Origin of the sequence: Proteinivorax hydrogeniformans (assembly GCF_040515995.1) — a bacterium.
GTDB lineage: Bacteria > Bacillota > Proteinivoracia > Proteinivoracales > Proteinivoracaceae > Proteinivorax > Proteinivorax hydrogeniformans.
Window position 1 is genome coordinate 1875220 of record NZ_CP159485.1, and the last position, 25864, is coordinate 1901083.

Below are 25864 nucleotides of genomic sequence, written 5' to 3' on the forward strand. Positions count from 1 at the left end.
TTACTGAAGTTTTTTATATTTTAGAACTTGTGAACGAAGTTTACCATGTGGATAAGACTTCTTTAATTCTTCTAAGCAACTCACTTTTAAAAGCCCCAGGACTCTTATTATCTATTCCAATCGCTTCTTCTTTACTCCAAGTGTATTTAAATGCAACTCCGGGGCATATATTAAGCTTTTGCATTTTTGTTTTAATTATCTTTTCATTTATAGCAGTTAGATCATTGTCATTTAACATTTTATTTTTCTCTAGGAGATTAAAATACTCTCCCCAATCAGTTCGATTTCTTTGTTTAAGATTATTATTTAATACTTCATTTTTCCAAAATGTTAAATAGCTGTATAGTGAAGCGGAAACACTAGTCCATAAAAGATTAGATGATCTAAAAGCAAAGTGAAAGTTAGGAAGTACCTCCCATTTATTTGCTAAATCTAGCACTTTATCTACACTTAGCGTCGAATAAAAGTCACGGGACTGAGACATAGTATCTCCGGGATATATTAGAAGATTTATAGACCATCCATTGTTCTCCAGTACACTTGCATGTACTGCTACTTCCTTAACTCCTGGTTTGTTATCAAGATGAATGTAGTGATGCCAACCTCTGTGATAATCTACCACACCTAGCTCTGTTTCTTTCATTATTTCAATACAACGCCGGTCTAACAAGTACTTATTATCTTTGCACAACTCAAATCGATCGTAGGGGTTTAGCTCAGGGAAAAATTCTGAAACATAATCAAGAAAGTCACTTACGATACTTAAGTCTGCATTGTTAATTAAGTTATTTTCAATTAATAAACTCAGTTTAGTAATAATTTCTTTCCAAGTTAGTACAATAGGTTTTTCTTCTATTTCATAATTTTCATTAAATCTAGAGTTAAGTTGTTCTAGCCAAATATTTTTATGGTCAGGTTTGTTTTCAATAACAAAAACCCAGTCTGGCTTATATTTTATAAACCCATCATAAACGCCCTCTCTATCAGTTCTTTCTACTTTATGTTCCCTGTCCAACCTCTCGTCAGTGATTACAATCGAAACCAATCTTCCTTTTTCTCCTTCCAGACGTCCCTTGGTAGTTGACCTAACTTGAGTTTCAATTGTATCCAATCCACCAGATTGATGCATCAAGCCTTTTGGAATAAGATTAGTTTGGTTTTTTTGCATTTCATCTATGACTACTTCTAAAAATAAAACCTCAACTAACTTAACTGTTTTTATTAAAATTAGAAAAGCTCTTGTAAGCTGATCTTCATGATGTAAAGGCTTGTTCTTATAAGGAATAAATATGTTTAAATAATCCATAACCATCTCCCCCTTTCCTATTCTTTATTTTGTATTACCATTGGTGAAAAGGCCTCAAAGAGCAGCTTTTTTCATACGTAGAAAGCTTATATCAATTTTTATATACATTTACATGGCCTATCTACAGACGACATAGCTCATTAACTTCGTGCTTTAACTGGTTTAATCTTTTTAAATTTATACAGCAACTATAGCAACACTATCAAGTTCATAATTATAATTACAATCCAGAACCTATCTTTTCCTTAAGCACACAAAATATCTTAAAGCAGGCTCCATTAATAATTCTTGAATGAGCTGACAGTTACACTATCTTAATACAACCAAAATCAAGTTTGTCAAAACAGTTATATAGCCTATTCCCCCTAACAAACCCGTTATCAATCTGCGGCTGTTGGTTGACTTTTTTAGTTTAGTTGCTTGAGTTAGCCAGTCTATAAACATTACAGCTAAAAAGACTATACCCCAGGTAATTGACCCTATATACCTAAAAAAAATCATCGCAAGAACAGCCATAGCCTGCCCTAATAATACACCTGAGCAGCGGGCACAAACTGGTAATTGGTAGTTATTGATAAAAAAGCTGCGGCTGGCCTTTTGGTGACACCCAACTGCGTGCCCAAGTTTCATAAATTTTACCCAACTTTTATTTGAATTTTGTACCACAACTTCCACAAACCCTTAATATATTATTTTTTGTTTTTCCCATTCCACACAGGCCACACAAAAACCCAAAAGGTCCAAAAATAAGATAACCTAAGCATCCTTTGCCAGCTCCATATCCTTTTGAATCAACTTCGTTAATCACCTGTATGTTTTCACTTTTACAATTCGGGCATCCCATCCTAACTTCCTCCCCTATAATTATATTTTTTATCATTATACAACATTCTTTTGACAGGGGCATGTCAAAAGCTATAAACTTTTTTGTCAGTACCAGTAGTTAAAAAATTCAATAGCGAGTGGAAAAATTTATATTCTTAAACGGGAAAATAGCCTCATGAAATTATCAACTGTCTCAGGCATTGGGTCTATATTACTCTTTATCCTTTCATAAAAACCATTTGCAGCTAATCTTTTAGATGTATTTTCTATAGTCCCCTCTTTAACTTCTGCTACTAAACTTTCAATTGTTTTAGGATCTTTTTTCATCTCTTCAATATCATCTTCTTCACAGTTTACGAAAACGATATTTTCTTTTAAAGAACTATCTAATTTGTCAACTAATACAATGTATTCATCATGACCGGCTTTGTCATAATCAAGAACTATCTTGAAATCGCATCCCCAGCCAATTAAAATAGAGGCTATTCTGTTTACATTCCCCACGCCAGCAGAGGGGATGACATTAATTTTTCTATCCACCTTCAGGTACTCCAACATAGCTTTTATATACATATAGTCAGTAATCCCTTCAGTAACAATGTTTAGATTTTGCGAAGGCCCAAAATTAAACTTTAAATCTGCTCCTAATGCGTTAATCACTGGAGACAGAGTCTCCATTTTTGTATCTTTTGATAATTCTTGGTCATACGCATTTTTGTATATTAAGGTATTACCATCTATACCTTTTTCAGTAGCTCTTACGTTTAATATATTCGAACCATCAATCATATAAGGAGAGTGTGTTGTATATACAACTTGATTTTGTTTGTCTGCCAAGTGAGAAAAAAAATTCAAAAGTTCTTTTTGTGCATTTACATGTAAGTGTACACCAGGTTCATCTAATAAAAAAAGTATTGGTCTATCGTTATAATAATTAGAAAAAATATCAATGAAAATAGTTAAATACCACTGCAGGCCATTACTACGTTCTGTTAAGTCCATAGCAACATCACCTGTTTTTACGTAAATTTTAAATAATTGACCCTCAAGCTCAACTTGAATTTCTATATTCTCCTGATTATAAAACTCTTTAAATTCAGTTTCAATATTCTTCTTAGTAGCTCCTTCAATTTTATTCTTTGCGGTTCTTTTCTCACCACTACTCTTACTTTCAAACCCCCTAATTATATCTTCTTTTTTGATACCTGCAGCTATGAAAAATCTACTAAGAATATGGGTTTCATCTTCAAGAATATTTTTAATATCATCATATTTGTATGATGACTGTAATTGAACGTCCTTGCTTCTATAATATATTTGTGGTAGAAGATTATAAAATCCTTCTATGCGGTCTCGAATAACTCCTATAGTCTGAATTAATCCATCTTTCCCCTCATAATCTCGAGAAATACCCTTTTTAAGATTATTAAGTTTCGTTTCATAATTTGAGATTTGGTTAGTGCAAAGATTCTCTAGCTCATTTACTGTTTTTACTGAATTATCCGATTTCCATATGTTTTTGGAGCTCTTAAGATTACCCAGTTCTTGCAGAGCTTTCTGTAACTGCTCGTCTCCTTTTATTAAGTCAATCAGCCCCCCTTCCACAATGGTTTCTGAAGGACCTGAAAATATTATCTTTGTTTTTTCTTGTTCTATTTCATATTTTTCCAATTCCTTTTCAGTAAATTCGAAATCAACATGTATAGAAACATCCTCTAAACTCATTCTATTTTTATTATCAAAATATGAAGACCTTAGATTTTTTTCAAAAGAAAGTTGGCCGATTGCCTCAAGAACATTACTTTTACCCGATTCATTCTTACCTATTAACGCAGTGACTTTCGGGTCTAATTTTAAGTAATTTTTCATTTCTCCAATGGACTTATAATTATTAATATAAACACCAACAACCCGCATAGATAACAGCTCCCTTCTTCTCCCCTAACCATAAACCTTCAACACTTCCACCTCAGCATCTCGAATAAAGTCAGCTGCTTTGTTCAAGTCATATACATAGTCAGCTATCATTTTCTTCCTTAAGTCTTCCGGTAGATACTTTTGATATTTTGATAAAGATATATCCGGAACCCGATCAATTAGCTTGTCCTTTATACTATCAAGATAATTTTGGTTTTCTTTTATTCCATTAATAACTTCTAATAACTCCTCACTTGTTGGTTTAAAGTCTTTATCCTCAGCTGCTACTTTAAAACCTTTCCATGAGATACTCTTAGTCGCTACCATTTCATTTATAAGGCTAAACGCTATCGCTAGAGTGTAGTTTACTTTATTTCCCGAGTAAGTATAAAATGCATATCCTTCTTTTATTTCTTCTATAATAATTTTCCCCACCTTAAGACCAAACGCCCTCTGTTCATATCTTACATCTTTTAATATTGCTTTTTCGTTATTATTTAAAAAACCATATTCCTCATCTTCTGTCATTACTTTGAGTATTTCTTGAGATAGTTCATATGTATAGAAGCCCTCTCCACTTAACCAACGAGGAGGTTTTGCTTCCTTTGCTTCTACAACATGTATTATAGATTTTATATAATCTATTTTATCAGTTTGCCAGTACTTTCCTGCCAGTACAAATTGAAAGTCTTCTCCTAATGCATTTACAAACCATCTTTCAAGGGTTCCTATGGGTTTGGTTCTATACTTTACCGTAAACTCTTTTGTGGTTTCAAAAGCAGAGTAAAGAGTCATATAGTTCTGCCTTCCAAATTCTTTCTCAGATTTACTATCCAGGTAAATATTATTTCTATCTACTTGTATATAGTTTTGCTTTTCCATAAAATTAACAAGATTATCATACTCTTCCTTTGTAATATTAGAATAGGAATAAACTTCCTTCAAAACATCAAAAACTTCTTCTTTTCTGACTCCAAATCCAGCAAGCGACATTGTCAGTACTTGGTGAAATAAAATATCGTAGGACACCCTGCTTACATATACATTCTCAACCCATTTTTTCATTGCTAGTTTTAAAACTGCTACAGCCAAGACAAGTTTGTCCTTTTTAGTGGGAAAGAACACAAAATGCGCAATACTACCTTTTCTTCTACCTGTCCTCCCTAACCTTTGTAAAAATGAAGAAACAGTATTAGGAGAGTCTAGCTGCAAGACCACATCTAAATTACCTATATCTATTCCCAGCTCCAACGTACTGGTTGCAATAATGCATGTGTTACTACCAAGCTTAAATCGCTCTTCAGCTATTTCCCTAAATCTTTTATCAATAGAAGAATGATGTACAAAAGTGTCTATCCCACTTTCTTCTACTTGATTCTTTATATTCTCAGCAGCACTCCTGCTATTTGAAAAAAACAGCGCCTTCTTACCAAAAATCCTTTTACAAACTTCCTTGCCAAAATCCTCTCCCTTGTCAACAACCTTTATTTCTATCCTCTTTTTGCCTTGAGTCTTCGGTGGATCTACTGTTGTCAGTTTTCTTTTACTACTTCCCTGCATCCACCTTCCAATTTTATCAGGGTTCCCTACTGTTGCTGAGAGTCCTATCCGTTGAATATCATGATCAGAATATTTTTGAATTCTCTCTAGAACCGACATTAAATGAACTCCTCTTTCACTCCCCGCAAAAGAATGTACCTCATCAATCACCATAAACCTAATATTTTTAAAAAACTCATCATTGTTAATTCGCTTGTTCATTAACATAACTTCTAATGATTCTGGAGTTATCATCAATATATTAGGAGGGTTTTTAAACGATTTGATTTTTTCATATGAAGATACATCACCATGCCACTTAAAAACATTTCCATATACAAAAGAAGAAAGCCCCCTCAGTCTTTCTTCTTGATTATTTAGCAACGCCTTAATCGGCGATACATAGATTACAGATGTGCTTGTGATCTCTTCATTATAGATAGTATGCAATATAGGAAAAAAGGCAGCTTCTGTTTTGCCCCCAGCTGTTGGAGCTAAAACTATAGCATTTTTTCCGTTAATTATTTCTGGTATTGTCATTTCTTGTACTGCCGTTAATTCTTTCCACCCAAGCTTGTTGATAATTTTATCCTTTAACGGCTGGCAAAGCATATGAAAATTTGACATAAAATCACCTACAATAACATGATATCAACCTTTGCTAAAAATTCACAATATGTGCTGTGCTTTTCTCTGTATCTTCCACCATGTTCCTTACCTCGTCGTCAAATACGAATTTTTCCTCAGGTACATAGTCCTCATACATTTCACTTTTATCCAGTATGTCCACCAGCTTTCTTAAAAAACTTCTAGGACTTATGTTGATTTCACCACCAAATCCCTGGGACATATCGGTAATGAACCTCTCTAAAAATTCATTACTAACTTTTTCTTCCGCCGACCAACTGTTAACCTGCCCGTGAATATCCCTAACTTTTTTTGCAACCTCACGTAATTTCTCCCTATTAAAACCGTCTAAAAACATTACAGGTTGTCTTAAATTCTTAAATTCATTATCTCTTTTAACATCCAGCCGCTGGTCTAAAGGATCTAATGCTTTAAATCCTTTTTCACTCTCCATAAGATCGGTGGTCCCTGTATAAAGGAAAAAACAGTTATTAAAATTACCTTTGTCAGTTTCATCTATAAACAACCTTAAGTTTTCATAAGCATTATTTCTCATGTTAGCTGTTTGCAATTTTTGTACAGTTTCAACTTCATCTAAGATTACCACTATCCCCTGATAACCAGCAGATTTTATCATGTGTAGCAGCGCTCTAAAAAATTCAAACGAGTTCGCTCTACTTACATTTCCTACTACACTAAGCTGTCTTTTAATATCTGCACTTACTTTTTCTCCTTTTAACCATGCTATCGCTCCCTGTGCTAATTTGGAATCCCCCGCGTATTTAGCCTTATAAAAGGATCTAATAGCATTGGCAAAAGAGTTAGCAATAGAGCCAACAACCTGTAATTCATCATCAATTCTTTTTCCTATTTCTTGTTGAAATTTTTCTTGATCCTCATCTGGATCTAAGTCAGCTATTTCAATAATTTTTTCTTCTATATTAGATAACCATTCTTCTAATAGTAGAGAAAAAGCTGGAATCTCTTTATTTGATCCTATTCTCATTCCACCCATTATCTTACTGTATAACTCTTCAAACTTATGAAGGGGTGCCTCTTGTGAAATAACAACAGAAGATACTACAAACTGCCTTTGAAACGCCTTCTCCCTTACGCTACTACTAAAAAAGGTTTTACCAGACCCATAATCACCAATGATAAATTTAAAAGATCCGCCCCCCTCTTCTACCTTATTTAACTGGTTAGAAATTTCATTTAACTCATCGTCTATTCCTACAGCTATCTTATCAGTCCCTTCCGAAGGAACCGTTCCATTTCTTAAAGAATCAATTATTGCAACTAGTGAGTTTCCCATTATATCTCCTCCCTTAAACCACTTTCCTTAAATTTATACATAATAACATCTCCCACTGATTGAACCTCAATAATATCCAGCTTATCTTTTTTCAATTTCTTTACTAACCTCTTAATCTTTGAATCCAAAAGTCCCGCTGATCCCAATTCATTGACAAGTTTTTGCTCAATATCTGATGTGGAAACAAAGCTGTTTTTCAATGAATATAGTGTTTCTAATATAATCTTTTCTTTTTTTGTTGGTCTGAAACTGATATCTAGTCTTAGCCCATTCTTTAGCACCACTGAATCAGTTTTTTTAATCTGAGGTATAGCTGGTTTTGGGCTTTTTGATCTAGCTACTATTAACGGCACTATAACTTCTTCAATGCTAGCTCCCCCATGGCTATAAAAATGTTTTTCGCCACCGCCCTTAAAATATCCCTTATTGTCATAAGTCAATAAAAGTTTTTCTCCACAATCCAAATTATCACCATCGGTTAGTTCTATGCAATTCCCTAAGCTAACACCTTGCTCTGCCCTCAAATATCTATACTTACATTCTTTTATCCCGTCTACTTCTCTTAAGCTCTCATACTGATCTACCCTCATTAACCCATGATCAGAAGCTACCACTATGTCATCTTCATCTGGTATCTGATTAAGTAGGTTACTAATGGTACCTTCAAAAACTTTTCTCTGCTTATCATAAAAGAGATAAAAATCTTCGGTAGCTTTATGTCCGTCTTTATCAAACATGTTGAATACAAATATATTGTATTTTTTATCCTTTAATATGACTTCTTGTATTTCTTTTTGATTTTTAACACTTTCTGATTTCGTCAAAAAAGCAACTTCTTCTCTATGCTGATTTATAATTGATGAATAAATAGCATCTCTTGAAATTGAAGTTATCGACGGCAGTAATGAAAAAGAGTTGCCAACTTCGATATTTCTGTTTTTAAATGCTTTCTCAAAATAGGGCCTTACTATGTAATGCCAAGCATCATACCTCATGCCATCAAAAACCAAAACAAAAATCTTTCCGTCCTCTTTTTTAATAATATCCCCGATATCATTATTTAAGATAGGCCTAGAACTGCCCACTTGCCCCTGGTTCCACTTGGGATAATTCTTTTCTAAAAACTTAGCAAAAACAGCCCTATAACTGTTTAATACTTTATTAACCCTAACACTAATCTTTTGATACCTGCTTTTATCTATAAGGGCGTGATTATCTAACTGCCATATTTCTGATAAACGATACTGCATATCAAAAAGTGTTGTTTTATACAAAGTTTGCCATTTTCTATAATCCTCTTCCTCAATTACCTGTTCAATACCCGTTTCAGCTTTACTAATCTTATCCAGTAAACTTAAAATTTTATTGAATAAGCTAAGCAAATTGTTTATGTTAGTAGATCTATACTGTACTGTTTCCTCTAATAAATTTTTTAGCTCCAACAAGTCACTATTTTTATATTTATAGACCCTTTTAGCTCCTTCTAAGTTATATCCAGCTAATAAGTCCTTCATGGCTTTCAAAATTGTTATAAAATTGACGTTGCCTTCCCGGATTTCCACATGAGGATTGTTAATATTGGAAAATTCTATCCCGGAATTTGAAACAATCTTTTCTGCCCAATCTATTTTTTTATAGAAGTAACTTTGATTTTTTTTACCGATAAGATCAGCAAGCTCAATAAGTTTGCCAAGATCCGGCACTAGCTCATTATTGTATTCACTTTTTAAAACTAACTGCAAGTTAATTTTATTAAGCCTTCCATACCTCTGCAACACCTTTGAAATCCACACTACTTTTTCTAATTGATCAAAGGTATCTTTTTTTATAACATCCACAGTAACACTGCCATACTCTCTAAAAAGATTAACAATCAATCCTTTTAGATTACTATTAGCTTTTATATTGTCGGGACTTTGATATAAATCTATTAAAGCTTTATAAAATAGAAAACAATCCCCTTCATCTGCTACATTGGTGCCATCGACCCCAGTCAAAGCCGATACTAATATTTTCAATATATCTTTTTTACTTAGCTGACTTTTCTTTAAACGCTTACTATAATCAATAATGTCACTAAAATTTCTTTGTATATCTTCTTTATCAAACTCATTAATGTATTCATTCCAGTTAAGTCCTGGTTCCACTTGGTTCATTACATCTTGTATGGTAATACTATGGACCTTTTTATTTTCTGAACGTCTAACAAAATCTAAAACTTTTTTATGGTTTTCTTGCCCTTTAAATAATAAGATATAGTTCCTATCATTTTTATGCTTAATGTGTTCATACTTAGCTCTGAATACCACATTATTTTCCATAGGAATAATGCTATGAGGATACAGATGCAAATCTATATCCTCATAGCCCTCAAAAAGCCCGCACTCATCCTGTATACAAAGGAGGTGGCTTTCTAAATTATTAAGTCGTTCAAGATATTTTTGTAAACTATGCTTAAATATTCCACTCATATAATCACCTAGTTTTCATTTTTTAAATCTGTAAACTTAATATAGTGATTTTGGCTTACCTCACCATTGCCCTCCAGCAGTCTAGTGAATTTCTCAATCATTTCGCGCTTAGAATACGGCTTATCTTTAAATACTTCAACCAATTTGCTAATATCCCTAGGAATGATATTTATATCAACTTGTAAAGCTTTATCAATAAAGGGAATGACCTCGGCATTACTCATTAAAAAATCTCTATACTTTTCAACTCGATTATTATTTAGCTCAATTTCATACATATTCTCGACTTTCTCAACCACATACTGCTGTTCACCAATCTCCCTTAAACTATTTATATACTTATTTACTTTGTCCTTGTTAGCTTTAGAGTTTAGTTCATCTATATATCCTTGGATTGCTTTGTTAACTGCAGGTTCAAAATAGCCCTTGCCTCTGATCTCATTTTTCTGTCCTAACTTAAAATTACATAAACAACAAACTTCACCATCATTAAACCTGTTAATAGGTGTTTCTTTACACTCAAACCTCAATTGTCTATTAATATCTTCTTCAATGTTAATATAATCATAATCCATGTTGATTTTTGTTATACTGCTTAGGCTGGATAAGAATCGATAGTTATCACTAATCTTTAAATCTTTAAGTTCTTCAAACTCAATTTGATTATTCTGCTCACTATGTTCTTCAATATATTTTGACTTGTACTTTTCCTCAAACAGCCTAAATTTCTCGTTTATATTAGTTACACTATTACCCCAAATTAACTGATCTCCGTTTTTCATTAGTTCTTTTATTTCATCAGTCAACTGAAATAAATCCTGGTATTGCGGTTTTTGGTATATATGCTTTTTATAGTCTTCAATTTTTCTATCTATAGATATAATATCAGTTAATATATCTGACTCTACCCAATCCATAAACTGGATACATTTATCATAGTTTTCTTTTACAACGCCATTTAATATGTCCTTTTTATTTTGGTCTACAAAATACTCTAAGCCATCTTTAGAACCATTACTTTCTTCAATAGTTTCTAAAATATCCTGCATGTATTCCACTAGTCTATAAGTTTGTTCAAAATCTTCTTTTTTTAGCCCCAATTCATCTCTTTTTGCTAACAAAATATTTATACTTTCAGTCAGCCTATTTGCTAGTCCTTGCTTATACTCTAATAGCTCTTCCCAAAACTCTTCTTGAAAAGCCAAATCCTGCTTTTCATACCTTTTATCAAAAAATAATTTGGCTATTCTCATTAACCCCTCATAATAAACATCATCCACAAACTCCCCCATTTTAAACTTGCTTATAGAACTGCTTAAAGGAGCTTTAATTTCGGAAAGATTAATGGGCTCATCATACTTTAAAGGAATTAAAAACCCTTTTTTAATCAGCATAGCCATTAGAATCTCTGTAGTGGATTTATCTGGCCCATATTCAGACTTCCTAATTTTTTTGTACAATTCCCCGTATGATATTCCTTCAACTCTGTCTTCCAATTCTTTAACAACCATTTTTACAAATTGATTATTATTAAAATCAACACTAAATTTAAATGCTTTCTCTTGTTCTTTGACACTACCAAACTTTTTCACTACATTCTCAACTATACCTTTTTCCAAGCCTGTAAGTTCAACTTTATCTCCAAAGATAAACTCATTTATAAACCTGTTAGTAGAGTTATCAGTTAGTCCTAAAAATTCATTTGGCGCTATGAATTGGTTTTTATCAAATACTTGGCTCAAAACCTTATCTAAAACTAGTTTTACAATTCTATTTAAAGATTCATTTCCATAAGAAGAAATATCAACATCCAACTTACCTTCTACATTATAGAAGGTACCGCCTAGATATAAACCTTTTAGGACCTCAAAAACTTCATCTTCTAGATTAAGTTTTTTCTCACCCACCTTATCTAGCATTTCTTTGGCCTCTTTTGAATGGGTCTCTTTATACTGTTTATCTAACTCTTTATAAAGCTCAGTATACGCATGAAATTCTCTTAATTTATCTTTTCTCTTTTGCTCCTCTTCCCTATCTAACTCATCAGAAGGCAACCAGTAAATAATGGACTTCAACAGCCTTTTCTCAGTTTCTTTACTTTCTTCTTTCTGAGCAAATAATGATACCTTTTGATTACCACTGTTCAAAGCATTTAACCCTTGGTCTATAAATTCTTTTTGCTTTTTTTGATCAAAAATAGTCCCTATATAAAGATAGTAGTCAGTTTCTTTATCTTTTAGTCCTCGTAAAGCTGCAGAGAGGTTTTCCTTTGAAGCTATTTTATTTAACTCATTAAATTGGATAACACCATCTCTGTTCGTATGGTTCCACCTTACTCTCTGACCATAAGGCTCATCAAACATCTGACTAATTGGTATCGGATCTTGGTTTAACGTTTTTACAATTTCCGGGACAATAGAAACTATTTTACTACCATCTACATTGGTCATCAGAGGTTTAATTTTTTGCTTAATTTTGTTAGAGATACTAACATCTTTGTTTACATAATAAACGTTACTCCCAACATCAGCATCACTATTTTCTTCGCCTATCTCAATATACTCACCTTCATCGTACATTTTCTTTAAAATCTTATTCACTTTAGCTTCTGCAAACTCTTTTTCTAATTTAGGATACTGTATCATATAAGTTAAATCTTTTACCGTATAATTTTTTTCTAACTCATTAATTTTTAACAAAGTCAGCAAGTCTATTAACTTAGCTGCCATTTTTCTATCATCATCATTATCCTTAAATAGATCCTTAACCTTACCATTACCAAGTCCTTCAGGCCCCATATAATAAGAATATATAGAGTCAAAGTATTCTCTCTTATCGCTTAACTCTCTAATTCTTTCCTGGAAATGGCTAAAGATCTTATCAGGCGTAACCATCTGTAGATAGTTCTCATCCATAATTCCCTGAGATCTGCCACCGTCGTCGGCGTTACCTTTAACCTCACTTAAAACAAAATCAACTATCGAGCGCTGTCTTGACAAAAACCTTACCGACTTTGACAAAATTTCTAACGTCTCAGGATGTAATGGATATATTTTCTTAAAGGTTTCTTTTTCCACTTGTTCAAAGGCGTTATATTTGTTTGATAAAAGGTGAAACGCCTCCTCAACTTTATCTGGTCTAGTTTTTATAACTAATCTTTGGTCAATAATTTCTTCTACATCGTCGATTTTAAGAAAGAAGTGGTTTTCTGTAGGAAACCTATCTTTCATAAGATCGGTTACATTGGGAACCGTTATATCTTCAAGTGCAGAAAGAAAGGACCCCACTATCCAAGCAGGTATAACTCTTCCGTTACGTTCAGTAGAGGAGTTCTCCAAAAATGTTTTTAAAAATAACGCATCGTCTCTTGCATTGCCGCCTCGATCCATAAGGTACTCTGACAGCTCATCAATCAGCACAAGGATTCCGTCATATTCTTCTTCTGCTAGCCATTTATATAGATAGTCTAATTTATCTTTACGGCCCCTGTCTGGATTGAAAAATGTTATTTCTTCTGCTTCTATAAAAGCTTGTATTAGCTTAGTTATAGAACGGTCATCATTCATACTTTGTTTAAAATCAGCCCAAGTTTTAAATTTATTGTCAGTATAACTACTGACAAACTCATCTACTTTATGCTTGTAATTGACATTTGCCATAATAGCTTCTTCAAACTTTATAATAAAATAACTATTATCTGTAAAAGGAAAACCAGTAATCTTTTCAGCGGCTGAAAAAAACATTTGCTCTAGCGAAACTCCTGGTCCACCTTCTTCCGCCATCAAAGAAACAACAAATACTTTTTTATCCATAAAATGTGTTTTTGCTTTTTGTAGGGTGTCATTGTCTGTTTTTAACAAATCAAAAGCAGCATTACTCTTTACTAGAGCACCTAGAACCGTCATAAAGTGTGACTTACCAGCACCAGGAAGGCCAGAAATTAAAAAACCCTGCCCTTTATCTTGAAAATTAGTCACTTTGTAAAAAAAATTATCCAGATTTTTCTCCACGCTACCTGTCATAACATAACCTTTCAATAAACTTTCAAGCTTATCTTTATCAGCTGTATCCGCCATATTATCTGTAAGCCTTACAATTTTATCTATATGAGGAACTTCAACTATATCCCTTACTTTCATCTTATCCCCTCCCAAAAAATTACTATAATTTTATCTTTTTATAAGCCCTTAGTGGCAAGCCTTTTTCATACTCTGTTGGTACAACTACTAATGCCTTCTTTTCACTTAACGTCACCTTATCCAGTATCTTAATCCAACCAATATAATCCTCTGATAACAAAAACTCCATATGATCAAATACTATTAAGTTTTTATTTTTATATTCTCTCTCAACTAAACCGCTAAAGATTTCTTCTGCATCAGCTCTAAACTCTTCAGAAAACCTCTCATACAATCTTAATTTTTCATCTGCTATCTTTTGTTGTACATACATCCCCACATCTATGTAGTGGTTTTTTGCGTTAGCACCATAAACTTCGGTTAAGTATTTTTTGACCAATGGTGTTTTGCCACTACCGTGGTCTCCTAAAATAAAAAGCATTTTACGGTGTCCCATACTATCTAGAGCTTTTTTAATTTTATCCGTCATCTTCAACCACCTTCTTGCACAGACTTTCAAGACTATCTAATGCAAACTGGTATTTTGCATTGCCCCCCATATCGTACCGTTCTATAAATCCTTTTTCTGTCATCCATTTTATATATCGCTTTTTGACTAAATCATTAACTAGAAAATACTTAAAAGTATCACAACCTAGCACTTTTTCTACATCAGGCATTTTATTACCCTTTATATGCAAAAATTCGTAGCAAATACTAAATAGTATCCCCTGATAAGATGGCCTGACATTTTCGTTTAAATAAAAAATCTTCATATTCTTATCCCGGTCTTTTTTACACCTAACTATGCCAAAATCTTGGAGCACTGTATTAACTACAGAGAAGGTTTTCTTATAAGAACTTTCTTTAGCTTTAGGCATAGCTTCCTTAAATACACTTAATAGCCTCTCATCGTCTATTTCTGCAGGTATATCTCCCTTATAAAATCCCTTTACTACCTCTCCTACAGCGTCGGAGGTGGTGCATACAATAAAGTAGAGAATCTCTTTTTTGGTTTGATAGCTCTCAACACCATTTATATATTGGAGTAATGGGGAATAAATCACTGTGTCCCCATCTAACTTCAAAAAACGCTGAATTAACTTGTTTCTATATTTTGCCGTAGCTTTGTCCCCAAAAGGCATAATTTCATCAATGTATCTTTTAACTTTTTCTATATCTCTTTCCCACTTTACATACTCCATTGTTTTTATCGTTTCTTCTATTGGTATCCTCTCGGATAGCGAGCTTATCTGCATGATTTCACCCCTTAGTTAAAAGTCCTCTCTATTTTTTCTTCCATAAGCTCAATATAATCTTGCTTATCTTCTATGTCTAGGTCTTTGAACAGCTTCAATAAATCCTTAGCCTTTTTTTCGTTGGGGTTTGACTCGGTGTATTTTTTAAATGCGTCTAGAAAGTACTTTTTGTGGATTTCGTCCGACCATTCCGCTAAGCCGTAATATTGGTTGTCATAGTATTTGATAAATGTTTTGTTTACTTTCCCTTTTTGCTTTGCCTTTCTGTAGGCGTTCCAGGTATATGCCTCAGAGTTTAAAGCTTTACTTGCAATTTCAACTCCTCTAATTTTATCATCAATAGTACGACATGTAGTAATAATATCCTCAAAATTATTTAACTTGTTTTCAAGTATATGCTTGATATCCCCCAAACTAATGTATTCAGAGTTTTTAACCATAAGGTAAAATACCGTATCATTAACTTTACAATTGATTGACTCAAAAAGTTTAGATGGTTCGTAATATTTAACCTTTTCATCAGGCTCCAGCTGTTCGGTATACATTCTTCTCAGTAATGCAACTGTTTCATATTCAAACCCATATTGATTAGCAATTTTTTCTATACTTTTCCCTTTAGATACGTGCTCCTCTTTAAATTTTTCTCTAGATAATTGTATCGAGAGTTTTTCTACATAAGACATTCTTACTTCATGGTCTAAAGTTATAAGCATGTTACTACTATCAAACTCTTTCTTGTAGCCTAGTTCTAAAGATTCTAGCATTTTAATATATTCTTCTTTATTTATTTTATATAATTGACAAACAAGCTTATCGATCCTTTCTGCATAAATATTCACATTGTCAATTTTTTCATGATATTTTATTAAATTTTCTAGGGATATATTAAACTTATCAAAAGTATTAATACTTTTGATTTTTTCTATATAACCATTTATTTCCTTTATTATTGTATCATTACCATTTTTGATAATTGGGAATTCTTTTAGAAATATTTTTTTATAACGAATGCCATTTGTATTTAACGTAGAACCAATTAATTTTATATAAAACATTGAAATTGTTGAATTCAGAATAGCTAGTAATAGTTTATAATTATCGTAATTATTTATCATAAATCCAGTAGCTTCTATATAATATTCTTGTTCATCGTAATAGAACTTAGGTCTGTTAGGAGTAGTATTTATTATTTCCGCAAATAAAATTTTAGGAGCTTCTAATTCTTCATAGATATTGGAAGATCTGAGATTATACCATTCCTTACCCTGATCGGATCTACTCATTAATCTTTCTTTGTAGGGCAATAAATACTCATATATGTCTGGGTATTTGTTTTTAATATCCAAATCATATTTTGTGTTAATCAAATATTTATTTTTATAATCTAACATATACCTCCCAATATCTTTCCCTCTCAAAACTGGCTTAATGATTTCTCTATTTCTTATATTTTTTTCAAGCAAAAGATTTTTCTGTCTTTCATTAATTATAAAAGCATCATTAAGTCCTGTTTTAATGCCCCAAGTAATTTTCAGTCCTTTTAACTGCTTAATCTTTATACCAGCATTTTCAACCTTATTTTTTATTTCAAGTATTTGATTATCATTGAAAACCCAGCTGCTACTCCCGAAAAGGTTTTGATCCAAATGTATACTGTTATTATAAAGGACTTGAGTTGGTTGCATCTTTCTATATTGTTGTTTTTCTAAAATAATTATACAAGCATCGACTGTCGCATCATCAAATACTTGGTTTAGACTTAAATGTTTAAAATTATCTACATAGCGTTTCATAGCCCTATGTGTTAGGATAGTTGTCGTATAAGAAAATTAATGCAATAATGAAGTTACGACACTAAACCTAAGGAGATAAAATTATGTCAAAATCTAAAAGTAAGCACTACTCTAAAGAGTTTATTGAGTCCGTATTAAAAAGACTTGAGCCCCCTTCAAATGACACCGTTACTGCTATTGCAGCAGAGCTGGGCATTCCCAAAACAACCATTTATACATGGGTGAAAAGAAACAATAAAACTCTATCATCTCGCAAACCTCAAAATAGGTGGAACTCAGAAGATAAATTCCAAATAGTATTAGAAACAGCAGCTTTAAGTGAAGCTGAGCTAGCCGATTACTGCCGACGTAAAGGTATATACCTTGAAGATATAAAGCGTTGGAAAGAGCAATGTTTAAAGGCAAACCAAGGTGAAACACAGGACTACCAAAAGACTAAAAGTGAGTTAAAGGAAGAAAAGGAAAAAGCAAAAGAATTAAAAAAGCAGCTTAGACAAAAAGAGAAGGCACTGGCAGAAACGGCTGCATTACTAGTATTAAGAAAAAAAGCAGACGCGATTTGGGGGGACCCCGAGGAAGACTGATCAGTAGCTCAGATCGCGTAAAAGCAGTAGAACTGATCGATGAAGCAAGAATAAATGGTGCAAGGTTAGCCCCTGCATGTGAAGTATTAAGTATCAGCGTGCGTACCTATCAAAGATGGACTAAGGAAAAAGGGAAGATCAAAGAAGATAAAAGACCTTCAGCTAAACGCCCCACTCCTAAAAACAAGCTAACAGATGAAGAACGCCAAGAAATAATAAAAACAGCAAATAATCCTAAGTATGTCGACTTACCTCCATCACAAATAGTTCCTAAGCTGGCAGACGAAGGCAAATATTTGGCATCTGAATCAACAATTTACAGGGTTTTAAAAGAAGAAAAAATGGATGCTCACCGAGGAAGGGCCAAAAAACCCACAAAAAGGGAGCCTCCTACTCATGTAGCTACTTCCCCTAATAAAATATGGACTTGGGATATAACATGGCTAAACTCTGCTGTTAAAGGTAGTTTCTATAAGTTATACCTTATAATAGATATGTTTAGCAGATTAATTGTAGCCTATGAAGTATGGGAGTCAGAGAAAGCAGAATATGCTGAAAGACTTATTAAAAAAGCAACATTGTCTCAAAAGATTTCAGGTCGACCTTTAGTACTACACTCCGATAATGGCAGCCCAATGAAAGCAGCAACATTTCAGGCCACACTTGAAAAACTAGGTATTCAAAGCTCTTTTTCCCGTCCAAGAGTTAGTAATGACAACCCTTACTCCGAATCGCTCTTTAAGACCATGAAGTATCGCCCAGCATACCCTTATAAAGGTTTTAAAAGCATAGAGGAAGCAAGAAATTGGGTTAAAGAATTTGTTAGATGGTATAACTATGAACACTTACATAGTGGCTTAAAATTTGTTACACCTTACCAAAGACACTATGGAATTGATGTTAATATAGTAGAAAAAAGAATCAGGATCTATGAGCATGCAAGGAAAAAGCACCCAGAGAGGTGGTCTAAAAATATCAGAGATTGGTCATTACCCGAATATGTTTCTCTAAACCCTATAAAAGACATACAGTTTAAAAATACTATAGATCATGTAGATTAGCTTTACAATCTAACAAGGTAATTCGTAAAACTTTTTAATTTTAATGCGACAACTTTCTTGACAAACACCGATAGTAAATTTATTAGATAGGAAGCTACGCAATTCTTTTCCATAATTTGTTCGTGTAAATTTATTAGAAGTAATAAACCCTAGTTTGCCATTTCTATTAAGCATCGCCATTCCTCGTTCAAAAAAATAAGTATATATATCCGAAATATTATTAAAAACATCGTAATTTTTACTCAAATAAGTTTTATTTTTTATTTTCTCATGCCTAATATAAGGAGGGTTCCCAAGCACGTATTCAAATGTTGTGTTAAAGAAACTACATAGTTTTACGACCTCTTTTGCTTTTTCCTTTGTGATTACTTCTACTTTGCCTGACTGATGCTTTAAATTAACTTTCTGTTTTTTTTGTGTTACTTTCCTTTTTTCTTCTTCTCCTAGCCAGTTTACTTGCCTAACTGTTACGGTTTCATGCTTTTTTTGAAGCTCTTTTTTTAATTCATCTAAATCATATTCCTCTTCCCATCTTATTAAACTATCTGCTTCAATTATATTCAACTCATCAGTAAAGTTATCTAGATCTTTAAGTAATAAATTTATAGTTGCTAGCTGTACCGCAAAACTATCTATATCCGCACCATAAATACAATTCTTAAGAAGATGATAATGGATATTTTTTTCTTGCCAGTATTGCTTCCCAGTTATTTCTTGATCTTTACCATTCTTTTTTATTGTATATATTTCATTAGCATATTTAACTTGTAAGCTTGCAAGATTATCTTTAAATTTTCTTCTTAAAATATCATAAGCCATTGTTAAAAAATGGCCAGATCCACAAGCAATGTCAGCGACTGTAACAAACGGATTTTCCAGCACATCCGCTTCTGCTACTGTATTATTTAAGATATATTCGATAACAAATTCTGGTGTATAAAACTGTCCTACTGCTTTACGGGTTTCCCTGTCCATGAATTTTTCATAAACATCACCAAGAATATTACTATCTATCACTTTGAAATTCCGGTCTTTGCCTAGTTTCTTAATAACAATATCTAATACATCATCAAATTTTTTAATAAGTTTCACATTTCTTTTATCGACTTCCAGATCAACATAGTAAAGATCAAACTCTTCCTCTGTGGGGTTTAAGGCATCATATTTTTCTTGTTTATAAAGTGATATATTATTGTAAGATTTTTTCATGTCCGCAAAAGCAAAATTGACTAATTCTCCAAAAGTCGATTTTGTTATTAGAGTTTTCCACTTTTCCAATCCTTTTTTAGACAGCTTTTGTCCTGCATGCTCATTTTCTAGCTCACCTACCACATAATCCTCTTCTCTTGTCATGAAGCCTTTATCTTCGCAAATTCTTATAAATAAAATTTTGTTAAGCAGGGTATATGCTGCACGGTGACAATAATTTTTATTCCAAGCTTCTCTATCTTTTTTGGCTATACCTTCATCTGTGTACTGGCTTTCGATAAAGTCTATAAATTCTTGATCAGTTGAAAACTTATATTCAAATATTTCGTCATAAACATTTACTAGCTGCTTATGCAACTGCTTAAGCTCTTGTATTAGTTTGTCTTTATCTATTTTGATATTGTTTTCCATAGTAGCACCTCCTAAGCCAAACCTAACTGATTCATAAGCTCTGTAGTAACTTTAGATTCTTCGATAAAATCTTTGATATCTCTCCTACTATCAATCGGATATATTCTTTCAAATAAGGCTATCGCAGTATCAGGATCAAGTGTTGCAAAATCATACTTTTTTAGTTTTTCTATTGGATTATCCTGGTTTGTGATAAAAAATCCGATTTTTAGCTTTTCCACATACTTGTCAAAAGTATTGCCTGTATATAGATTCCGAGTAGATTCTGCCCTGCGGAGATCTTTACAAGCTAACCTATATAACTCATAATAGTCCTCTCGATAGTTTCTACTAAGCTCTCCCCAAAGTTCTATAGCCTCAATATTAAACTTAGGTGAAATTAGGTCACTAGCTTCAGATGCTAATCTTATATGAATGTACTGGCAAGTTAAATGAATCGCTGTTTTCGTTACTAAATAACTTTTAAACCTTTCAGCGCTAATTTTACCTTCATAACCTTTCCTAGCCTCTGTTAATTCCGAGGTGCCGATACTTCTATTTAAAACCTCTTCAGCCTTTTCCTTAAATTGAACCATATCCTCGATAAATTGCGACTTATTTCGACTAATTCCCACAATTTTCGCCTCCCTTTAAAGCCTTTGTCACGGGCTTTTTATGTTACTTTATATACTTCTATATACTCTTAAGTTTCTCCTTTTAATTTACTGTCTCCAGGTTTTAGGCCTTTAAATAATATACCACTTTCTTTTGACACCATCATGTCAAAAGAAAGTGGTATATTATTAATACTTTTAATTAAATAACTTTAGGAATTCCTCATATTATATTTTTTTTAAAACTTCCCTCTGTTTCTTTCTACAACCCGAAATGTTTACCGTGTTAGATTTTACTTTGTAAAAGTCAAGCTATTGTATCAATATCTAAAACAAATTCCATCATACCCCGCAACATCCCAGGGGGTTATAAGACCCAAGATCTTTTCTTCCTTCTTGCCGTTTTCAGTTATAAATATAACTGAAATACGCTTATCATCTTTAAGTCCTTGCTTAAACATTTCCTCAATGTCCATTACAAGGGTGCTTTTGGGAACAAATTCAAAGTATTCGCTTTTATGTTTTTCTATAGGAAGAAAATCAGCAAACTCTTCTATTGTGTTGTCTTGATCTGTTTCCAGTATGCGGTGTTCAACAAGATATGAAAATACTGTGTTTTCACTAAATATACCTAGTAGCTTATCATCCTCGTCAACTACTGGTACATGAGTAAATGTATGTTTATGCATTTTTTCCATGATTTCGAGTGCATTGTCTTTGAGAGTGGCAGTAAAGATGTTTGTGTAGCTTACGGCAATTTTTTCTAAAGCTTTAGGGGGATTTATTATCGTTTGGGCTATAGCGTAATAGTTCTTTACAGTAATATCATGAGGCTCTGCTATTGGTTTCACACCTTCTTTAGACTCATGTACTATAGCATTTCTTAGCTTTGCGTAATCTTTTAATTCTTCGTAGTATGAGTTCACTATAGTATATCTTTGTTTCATTTCTTCAAGTAACTTGGTATGTCCCTTATAGTCGCCCGCGTTTAACCTTTGACGCATAAATTTGTCTAGCTCATTATACACATCCAAAAATTTATCTGCATTTGATAACTGTTTCGCCACTTCAATCAGCTCCCAATCTATTATTTTAACGCTACATTTCCAATTTTATCTTGGATTTTTTTGTTTTTTATTCTAATACAATTTATTCTATTAAAATACATTAAATCCTTTTATTGTAAATGCGCTTTTTAAGTTTAAGCTGTGCTGCGGATTTTTAATTGCCTATGTGATAGTAGTGAGTAGTGGTAAATTAAAGGGTGGTCAAATGCTCAGTCCTTTTTCTGACTGCTTTGTGGGTCTTTGCGCCCTTGTGGGCTAGATCCTTCGGCAAGCTCAGGATGACTTTAAAAAATAAGGGCACACTTGCTGCCGGTGTTTAGAATTGAGGCACAAAGAAACCAAGACCCCAGCGTATAAGTAACACGTGGAAGTCTTGGATTTTTTATATCAGTTTTTGCAACCCGCCCAGACTGCTTAGAAGTACTCAGTTCCGCGGCGTAGAACACTCACAATCTGAGGTTATCAGCCTGAGTAGTGTGTGTCCCACAACAACGAAGATAGGTGCTTATGACCCACCCAGACTGCTTAGAAGTGCCTAGATTCTAGGCGCCCGACACTCAGAATCCCGGAGCGTATCTTTTAATACGTGAGGACATTCTGAGTGTCGGGCAACAACGAAGATAGGTGCTTATAAGCTGTCTGGCCTACCTTTAAACCACTTGATTATCTCCTCCGACTCATATAACGCCTTCCCATCTATTAGTAGCATTGGGACTTGTACTTTTCCGCCTTTTTCTATTAGTTCTTCTTTATTCTTAGGGTCTTTTTTTATGTCTGCCAGCGAGACGGATATATTATTATCCTCCATGTACCTTTCTACCTTGATGCAATATGGACATGTGCTCATCGTGAAAAGTTTTAAATCGTTAATTTCATATCACCTCTGTTTATTTTTTCTGTTAGTGATAGATTTAACCTTAATATTCTTCTAAATCCCATTCAAATATACACTTTTGCTTTTCTCCTCTTTGATACATCTCATTATGTGATGGTAGGTCTGCTATTTCTTTTAGTTTGAGACCAGCCTTTTCACATGTTCTTCTAGATGGCCAGTTGTCAGGGTCACACGTTATTATTAGCTTATTCATTCCATGAGAAGTGGCTACCTGTTTTATAATTTTGCAGGCTTTTGCAGCATAGCTGTTACCTCTATGGGCTGCATCTATACCATATCCTATGTTGCCTCCATAATATATATTTTCGTTATAGCCAATGCGGATATCAATGTTGCCTATGGGGGCACTAGAATCATGTAAGGTTATGCTGTATTTATAAGCAGGTACATATCCTTTTTCTTCATTGGCCGGTGTTTTTTCCTCTATTTTTAAGTCAATTGTGCCATCTGTTAGCAAATCGAAATCTTTGAATTTAAACATTTTTATCCCCCTTGTGCCTGGTGGGTAGTAAAGATTATGAACTTTATAGACCTGCTTCTTCGATGTCTATTGTATTTGTCTCGTCAAACTCTGGCAGATTAATATCTATGTCTTCATTTATATCCCAGTACTCCGTATCTATAGTGTTTTTGACTTTAACTACTTCCCCTGCCATTTTAAGCTCATAGTCTATTTGAACTTTTTGTTTTATTATCTGGTATTCATTATTCACATATGTTGTCAAAGAAAAATCAAAAGAATCATCAATTATTAGTTCTAGCATTTCTTCTTCTAACCCTGTTACATATAATAGGTCTCCCTCTTGTTCTATTAATGTCATTATCTCATCTAAACCTAATTCTACTGTCAGTTTGGTTGCTAACTGCTGCTGATCGTTTATTTGTACATTTACTTCTTGTTCTGCTGAAGAGTTTCTATTTGTTGTAACTTGTGCAAGGTTAACTAAGTCCTCTTGCATTTCATCAACTTCAGATGCCTGTAGCATTTCATAAAAGTCTTTGCCTATCTCGTCTTCTACATCGAACTTTAAAAACTTTTCTTCTTCATTTAAATTAAACAGATCAAAACTTTTAAAGTATGCGATGTTCCCGACTTGGTAGCCTTCCATGAATGTTGGAGTTCCAAACATCTCCATTTTTAGCTCAGTATAAGCAATGTCACCATCAAACTTTCCCTGTATTTCCATCTCTATATCTGGATTGAACCCTGCTACTTCTCCGTCTACATATGTCCCCATTTCCATGCTAAATCGGCCACTTTCTATTTGATACTGACTTTCTGATATTTTCTCTAAGACCTCCGTTGCAGTTAACCCATCAATGCCACAAGCCGTAAATGCAAAGCTTAACACTACTACCAACCCAAAAATCCCCATCCTTTTCATAATTGCACCCCTTTTCTTAATTTTTAAATATGTTATTAGTATATCAGTAATTGGTTAATTTTTCTAGGGTGAGTGTCGGCGAATTAAATACCTCAGAGGTAAGAGGTTTGTAATTTTGTATGGGCTGGGAGAGCCTGTGTTGTGGGTTTCGTGGGTCTTTGCGCCCTTGTGGGCTAGATCCTTCGGCGTAGCTCAGGATGACTTCAAAAAATGAGACCACGCTAGTCTACTTAGAATTGTTTAGGATTTATACACAAAAAATCAAGACCCCCAGCGTATTAGCAACTCGTGGATGTCTTGGATTTTTTATATCAGTTTTTACGACCCGCCCAGACTGCTTAGAAGTGCTTAGGTTCTAGGCGCAGTTGGTGGACCAGGGCGGGAGCGTATAAATAATACGTGGGATAATGGTAGTGGGAAGTGAGAAGTTTGAGGTTGGTTGAGTGCTAAGTCCTTTTTCTGCCGTTTCGTGGGTCCTGCGCCCTTATGGGCTAGATCCTTCACTTTGTTCAGGATGACAGTTCTATAGGCACTCTAGTGGCAGTTCTGTGGACCTTGTGCTCTCAATGGGCAAACTGCTTAGATGTGGCTAGATTCTAGGCGTAGAACACTCACAATCTGAAGTTATCAGCTTTAGTAGTGTGTGTCCTATAACAACGAAGATAGGTGCTTATAAGCAGTCTGTAAATGCATCTCCTATTCTTCCTTTGATACTTAGATACGCTTTCCAATCTTGGTGGGTTGGTTGCTTGTTTATTACCACCAGCTTATTTCCTCTGTAGTAGTCTATTAGATGGGCTGCTGGATAGACTGTTAGGGATGTTCCTCCTACTATTAGTAGGTCTGCTTTTGATATGTGGGTGATTGCTTTTTGTAGTGTGTCCATATTAAGACTTTCTTCGTATAGGGTCACGTCTGGTTTGATTATACCTTGGCATTTTTGGCACTTAGGTGTGGTGTTTGATTTTAAGATATAGTCTAGATCGTAGGATTTGTTACACTCTAAGCAGTAGTTCCTATATATAGAGCCGTGGAGCTCTAGTACGTTTTTGCTTTTTGCCTTTTGGTGGAGTCCGTCTACGTTTTGGGTTATTACTGCTTTAACTTTACCTTGTTGCTCTAATTTGGCTAAAGCTTTGTGGGCGGCATTTGGTTTGGCCTCTTTATGGATTATTTTTTCTTTGTAGAATTTGTAGAATATGTCCGGATGTTTCGTGAAAAAAGAATAGCTTAATATTTCTTCAGGGGAGTAGTTAAGTCCTGAATCACTATTGTGAATGCCTTGTGCCGATCTAAAATCAGGGATGCCACTTTCGGTGGAAACGCCAGCACCACCGAAGAAGACGATGTTGTTGCTTTCTTTTATGAGTTTTTTTAGTTTTTGTAGTTTCATTGATGTATTCCTCCCGTGGTCTTAGTTGAATAGCGAGTGAGTGACTTCCGTGCTCGTTTTGAAGGTCTTTGCACCCTTGTGGGCTGGACCCTTCGC

The 25864-nt window shown here is 33.8% G+C and carries 19 protein-coding genes; 1 reads left to right on the plus strand and 18 read right to left on the minus strand.

The window, feature by feature from the left end; genetic code table 11:
- Positions 1–40 precede the first annotated feature (40 nt).
- From PRVXH_RS09075 to PRVXH_RS09125, 11 genes are all read right to left on the minus strand, one after another.
- The gene (locus tag PRVXH_RS09075; protein ID WP_353892465.1) at positions 41–1306 is read right to left on the minus strand and encodes a hypothetical protein; all 1266 of its coding nucleotides are present in this window, start codon (positions 1304–1306) and stop codon (positions 41–43) included.
- A gap of 309 nt (positions 1307–1615) precedes the next feature.
- Complete coding sequence (locus PRVXH_RS09080) at positions 1616–1936, minus strand: DUF2085 domain-containing protein (protein ID WP_353892466.1); 321 nt, start codon at positions 1934–1936, stop codon at positions 1616–1618.
- Positions 1937–1952: 16 nt separating this feature from the next.
- Positions 1953–2186, minus strand: a complete 234-nt coding sequence (locus tag PRVXH_RS09085; protein ID WP_353892467.1) for a hypothetical protein — start codon at positions 2184–2186, stop codon at positions 1953–1955.
- Between the two features lie 92 nt (positions 2187–2278).
- Positions 2279–4048, minus strand: a complete 1770-nt coding sequence (locus tag PRVXH_RS09090) for an ATP-binding protein (RefSeq protein WP_353892468.1) — start codon at positions 4046–4048, stop codon at positions 2279–2281.
- Between the two features lie 24 nt (positions 4049–4072).
- Positions 4073–6214, minus strand: a complete 2142-nt coding sequence (locus PRVXH_RS09095; protein WP_353892469.1) for a DEAD/DEAH box helicase — start codon at positions 6212–6214, stop codon at positions 4073–4075.
- A 34-nt stretch (positions 6215–6248) separates the two neighbouring features.
- The gene (gene brxD / locus PRVXH_RS09100; RefSeq protein ID WP_353892470.1) at positions 6249–7529 is read right to left on the minus strand and encodes a BREX system ATP-binding protein BrxD; all 1281 of its coding nucleotides are present in this window, start codon (positions 7527–7529) and stop codon (positions 6249–6251) included.
- Entirely contained in the window at positions 7529–10000 is a 2472-nt protein-coding gene (locus PRVXH_RS09105; protein ID WP_353892471.1) for a PglZ domain-containing protein, read from the minus strand. Before PRVXH_RS09105 ends, brxD begins: the two co-directional genes overlap by 1 nt.
- Before the next feature lie 8 nt (positions 10001–10008).
- On the minus strand, positions 10009–14139 hold the full coding sequence (locus PRVXH_RS09110) for a hypothetical protein (protein WP_353892472.1): 4131 nt from the start codon (positions 14137–14139) through the stop codon (positions 10009–10011).
- A gap of 22 nt (positions 14140–14161) precedes the next feature.
- Positions 14162–14608 carry a hypothetical protein gene (locus PRVXH_RS09115; protein ID WP_353892473.1) on the minus strand — a complete coding sequence of 149 codons (447 nt, stop codon included), beginning with the start codon at positions 14606–14608 and terminating at the stop codon, positions 14162–14164.
- Positions 14598–15377, minus strand: a complete 780-nt coding sequence (locus PRVXH_RS09120) for a hypothetical protein (protein ID WP_353892474.1) — start codon at positions 15375–15377, stop codon at positions 14598–14600. The genes PRVXH_RS09115 and PRVXH_RS09120 overlap by 11 nt, the downstream gene beginning before the upstream one ends.
- 11 nt (positions 15378–15388) lie before the next feature.
- Positions 15389–17170, minus strand: a complete 1782-nt coding sequence (locus PRVXH_RS09125; protein WP_353892475.1) for a TaqI-like C-terminal specificity domain-containing protein — start codon at positions 17168–17170, stop codon at positions 15389–15391.
- An 83-nt stretch (positions 17171–17253) separates the two neighbouring features.
- Between PRVXH_RS09125 and PRVXH_RS09130 the strand changes: the two genes are divergently transcribed.
- A protein-coding gene (locus PRVXH_RS09130; protein WP_353892476.1) for an IS3 family transposase occupies positions 17254–18815 on the plus strand; the annotation gives its coding sequence in 2 pieces (ribosomal slippage) (positions 17254–17728 and positions 17728–18815; 1563 coding nt in all).
- Positions 18816–18824: 9 nt separating this feature from the next.
- Here the strand turns inward: PRVXH_RS09130 and PRVXH_RS09135 are convergent.
- From PRVXH_RS09135 to PRVXH_RS09165, 7 genes are all read right to left on the minus strand, one after another.
- Entirely contained in the window at positions 18825–20435 is a 1611-nt protein-coding gene (locus PRVXH_RS09135) for an N-6 DNA methylase (RefSeq protein WP_353892477.1), read from the minus strand.
- A gap of 11 nt (positions 20436–20446) precedes the next feature.
- Positions 20447–21049: a hypothetical protein gene (locus PRVXH_RS09140; protein WP_353892478.1), complete on the minus strand. Its 603-nt coding sequence runs from the start codon at positions 21047–21049 to the stop codon at positions 20447–20449.
- A 299-nt stretch (positions 21050–21348) separates the two neighbouring features.
- Positions 21349–22095: a DUF6548 family protein gene (locus PRVXH_RS09145; protein ID WP_353892479.1), complete on the minus strand. Its 747-nt coding sequence runs from the start codon at positions 22093–22095 to the stop codon at positions 21349–21351.
- A 628-nt stretch (positions 22096–22723) separates the two neighbouring features.
- Complete coding sequence (locus PRVXH_RS09150) at positions 22724–22966, minus strand: glutaredoxin (RefSeq protein WP_353894570.1); 243 nt, start codon at positions 22964–22966, stop codon at positions 22724–22726.
- A gap of 46 nt (positions 22967–23012) precedes the next feature.
- The gene (locus PRVXH_RS09155) at positions 23013–23471 is read right to left on the minus strand and encodes a GNAT family N-acetyltransferase (protein ID WP_353892480.1); all 459 of its coding nucleotides are present in this window, start codon (positions 23469–23471) and stop codon (positions 23013–23015) included.
- 43 nt (positions 23472–23514) lie between these two features.
- Positions 23515–24375, minus strand: coding sequence for a hypothetical protein (locus PRVXH_RS09160; RefSeq protein ID WP_353892481.1), 861 nt, complete (start codon positions 24373–24375; stop codon positions 23515–23517).
- Positions 24376–25045: 670 nt separating this feature from the next.
- Entirely contained in the window at positions 25046–25768 is a 723-nt protein-coding gene (locus PRVXH_RS09165) for an NAD-dependent protein deacylase (protein WP_353892482.1), read from the minus strand.
- Positions 25769–25864 lie beyond the last annotated feature (96 nt).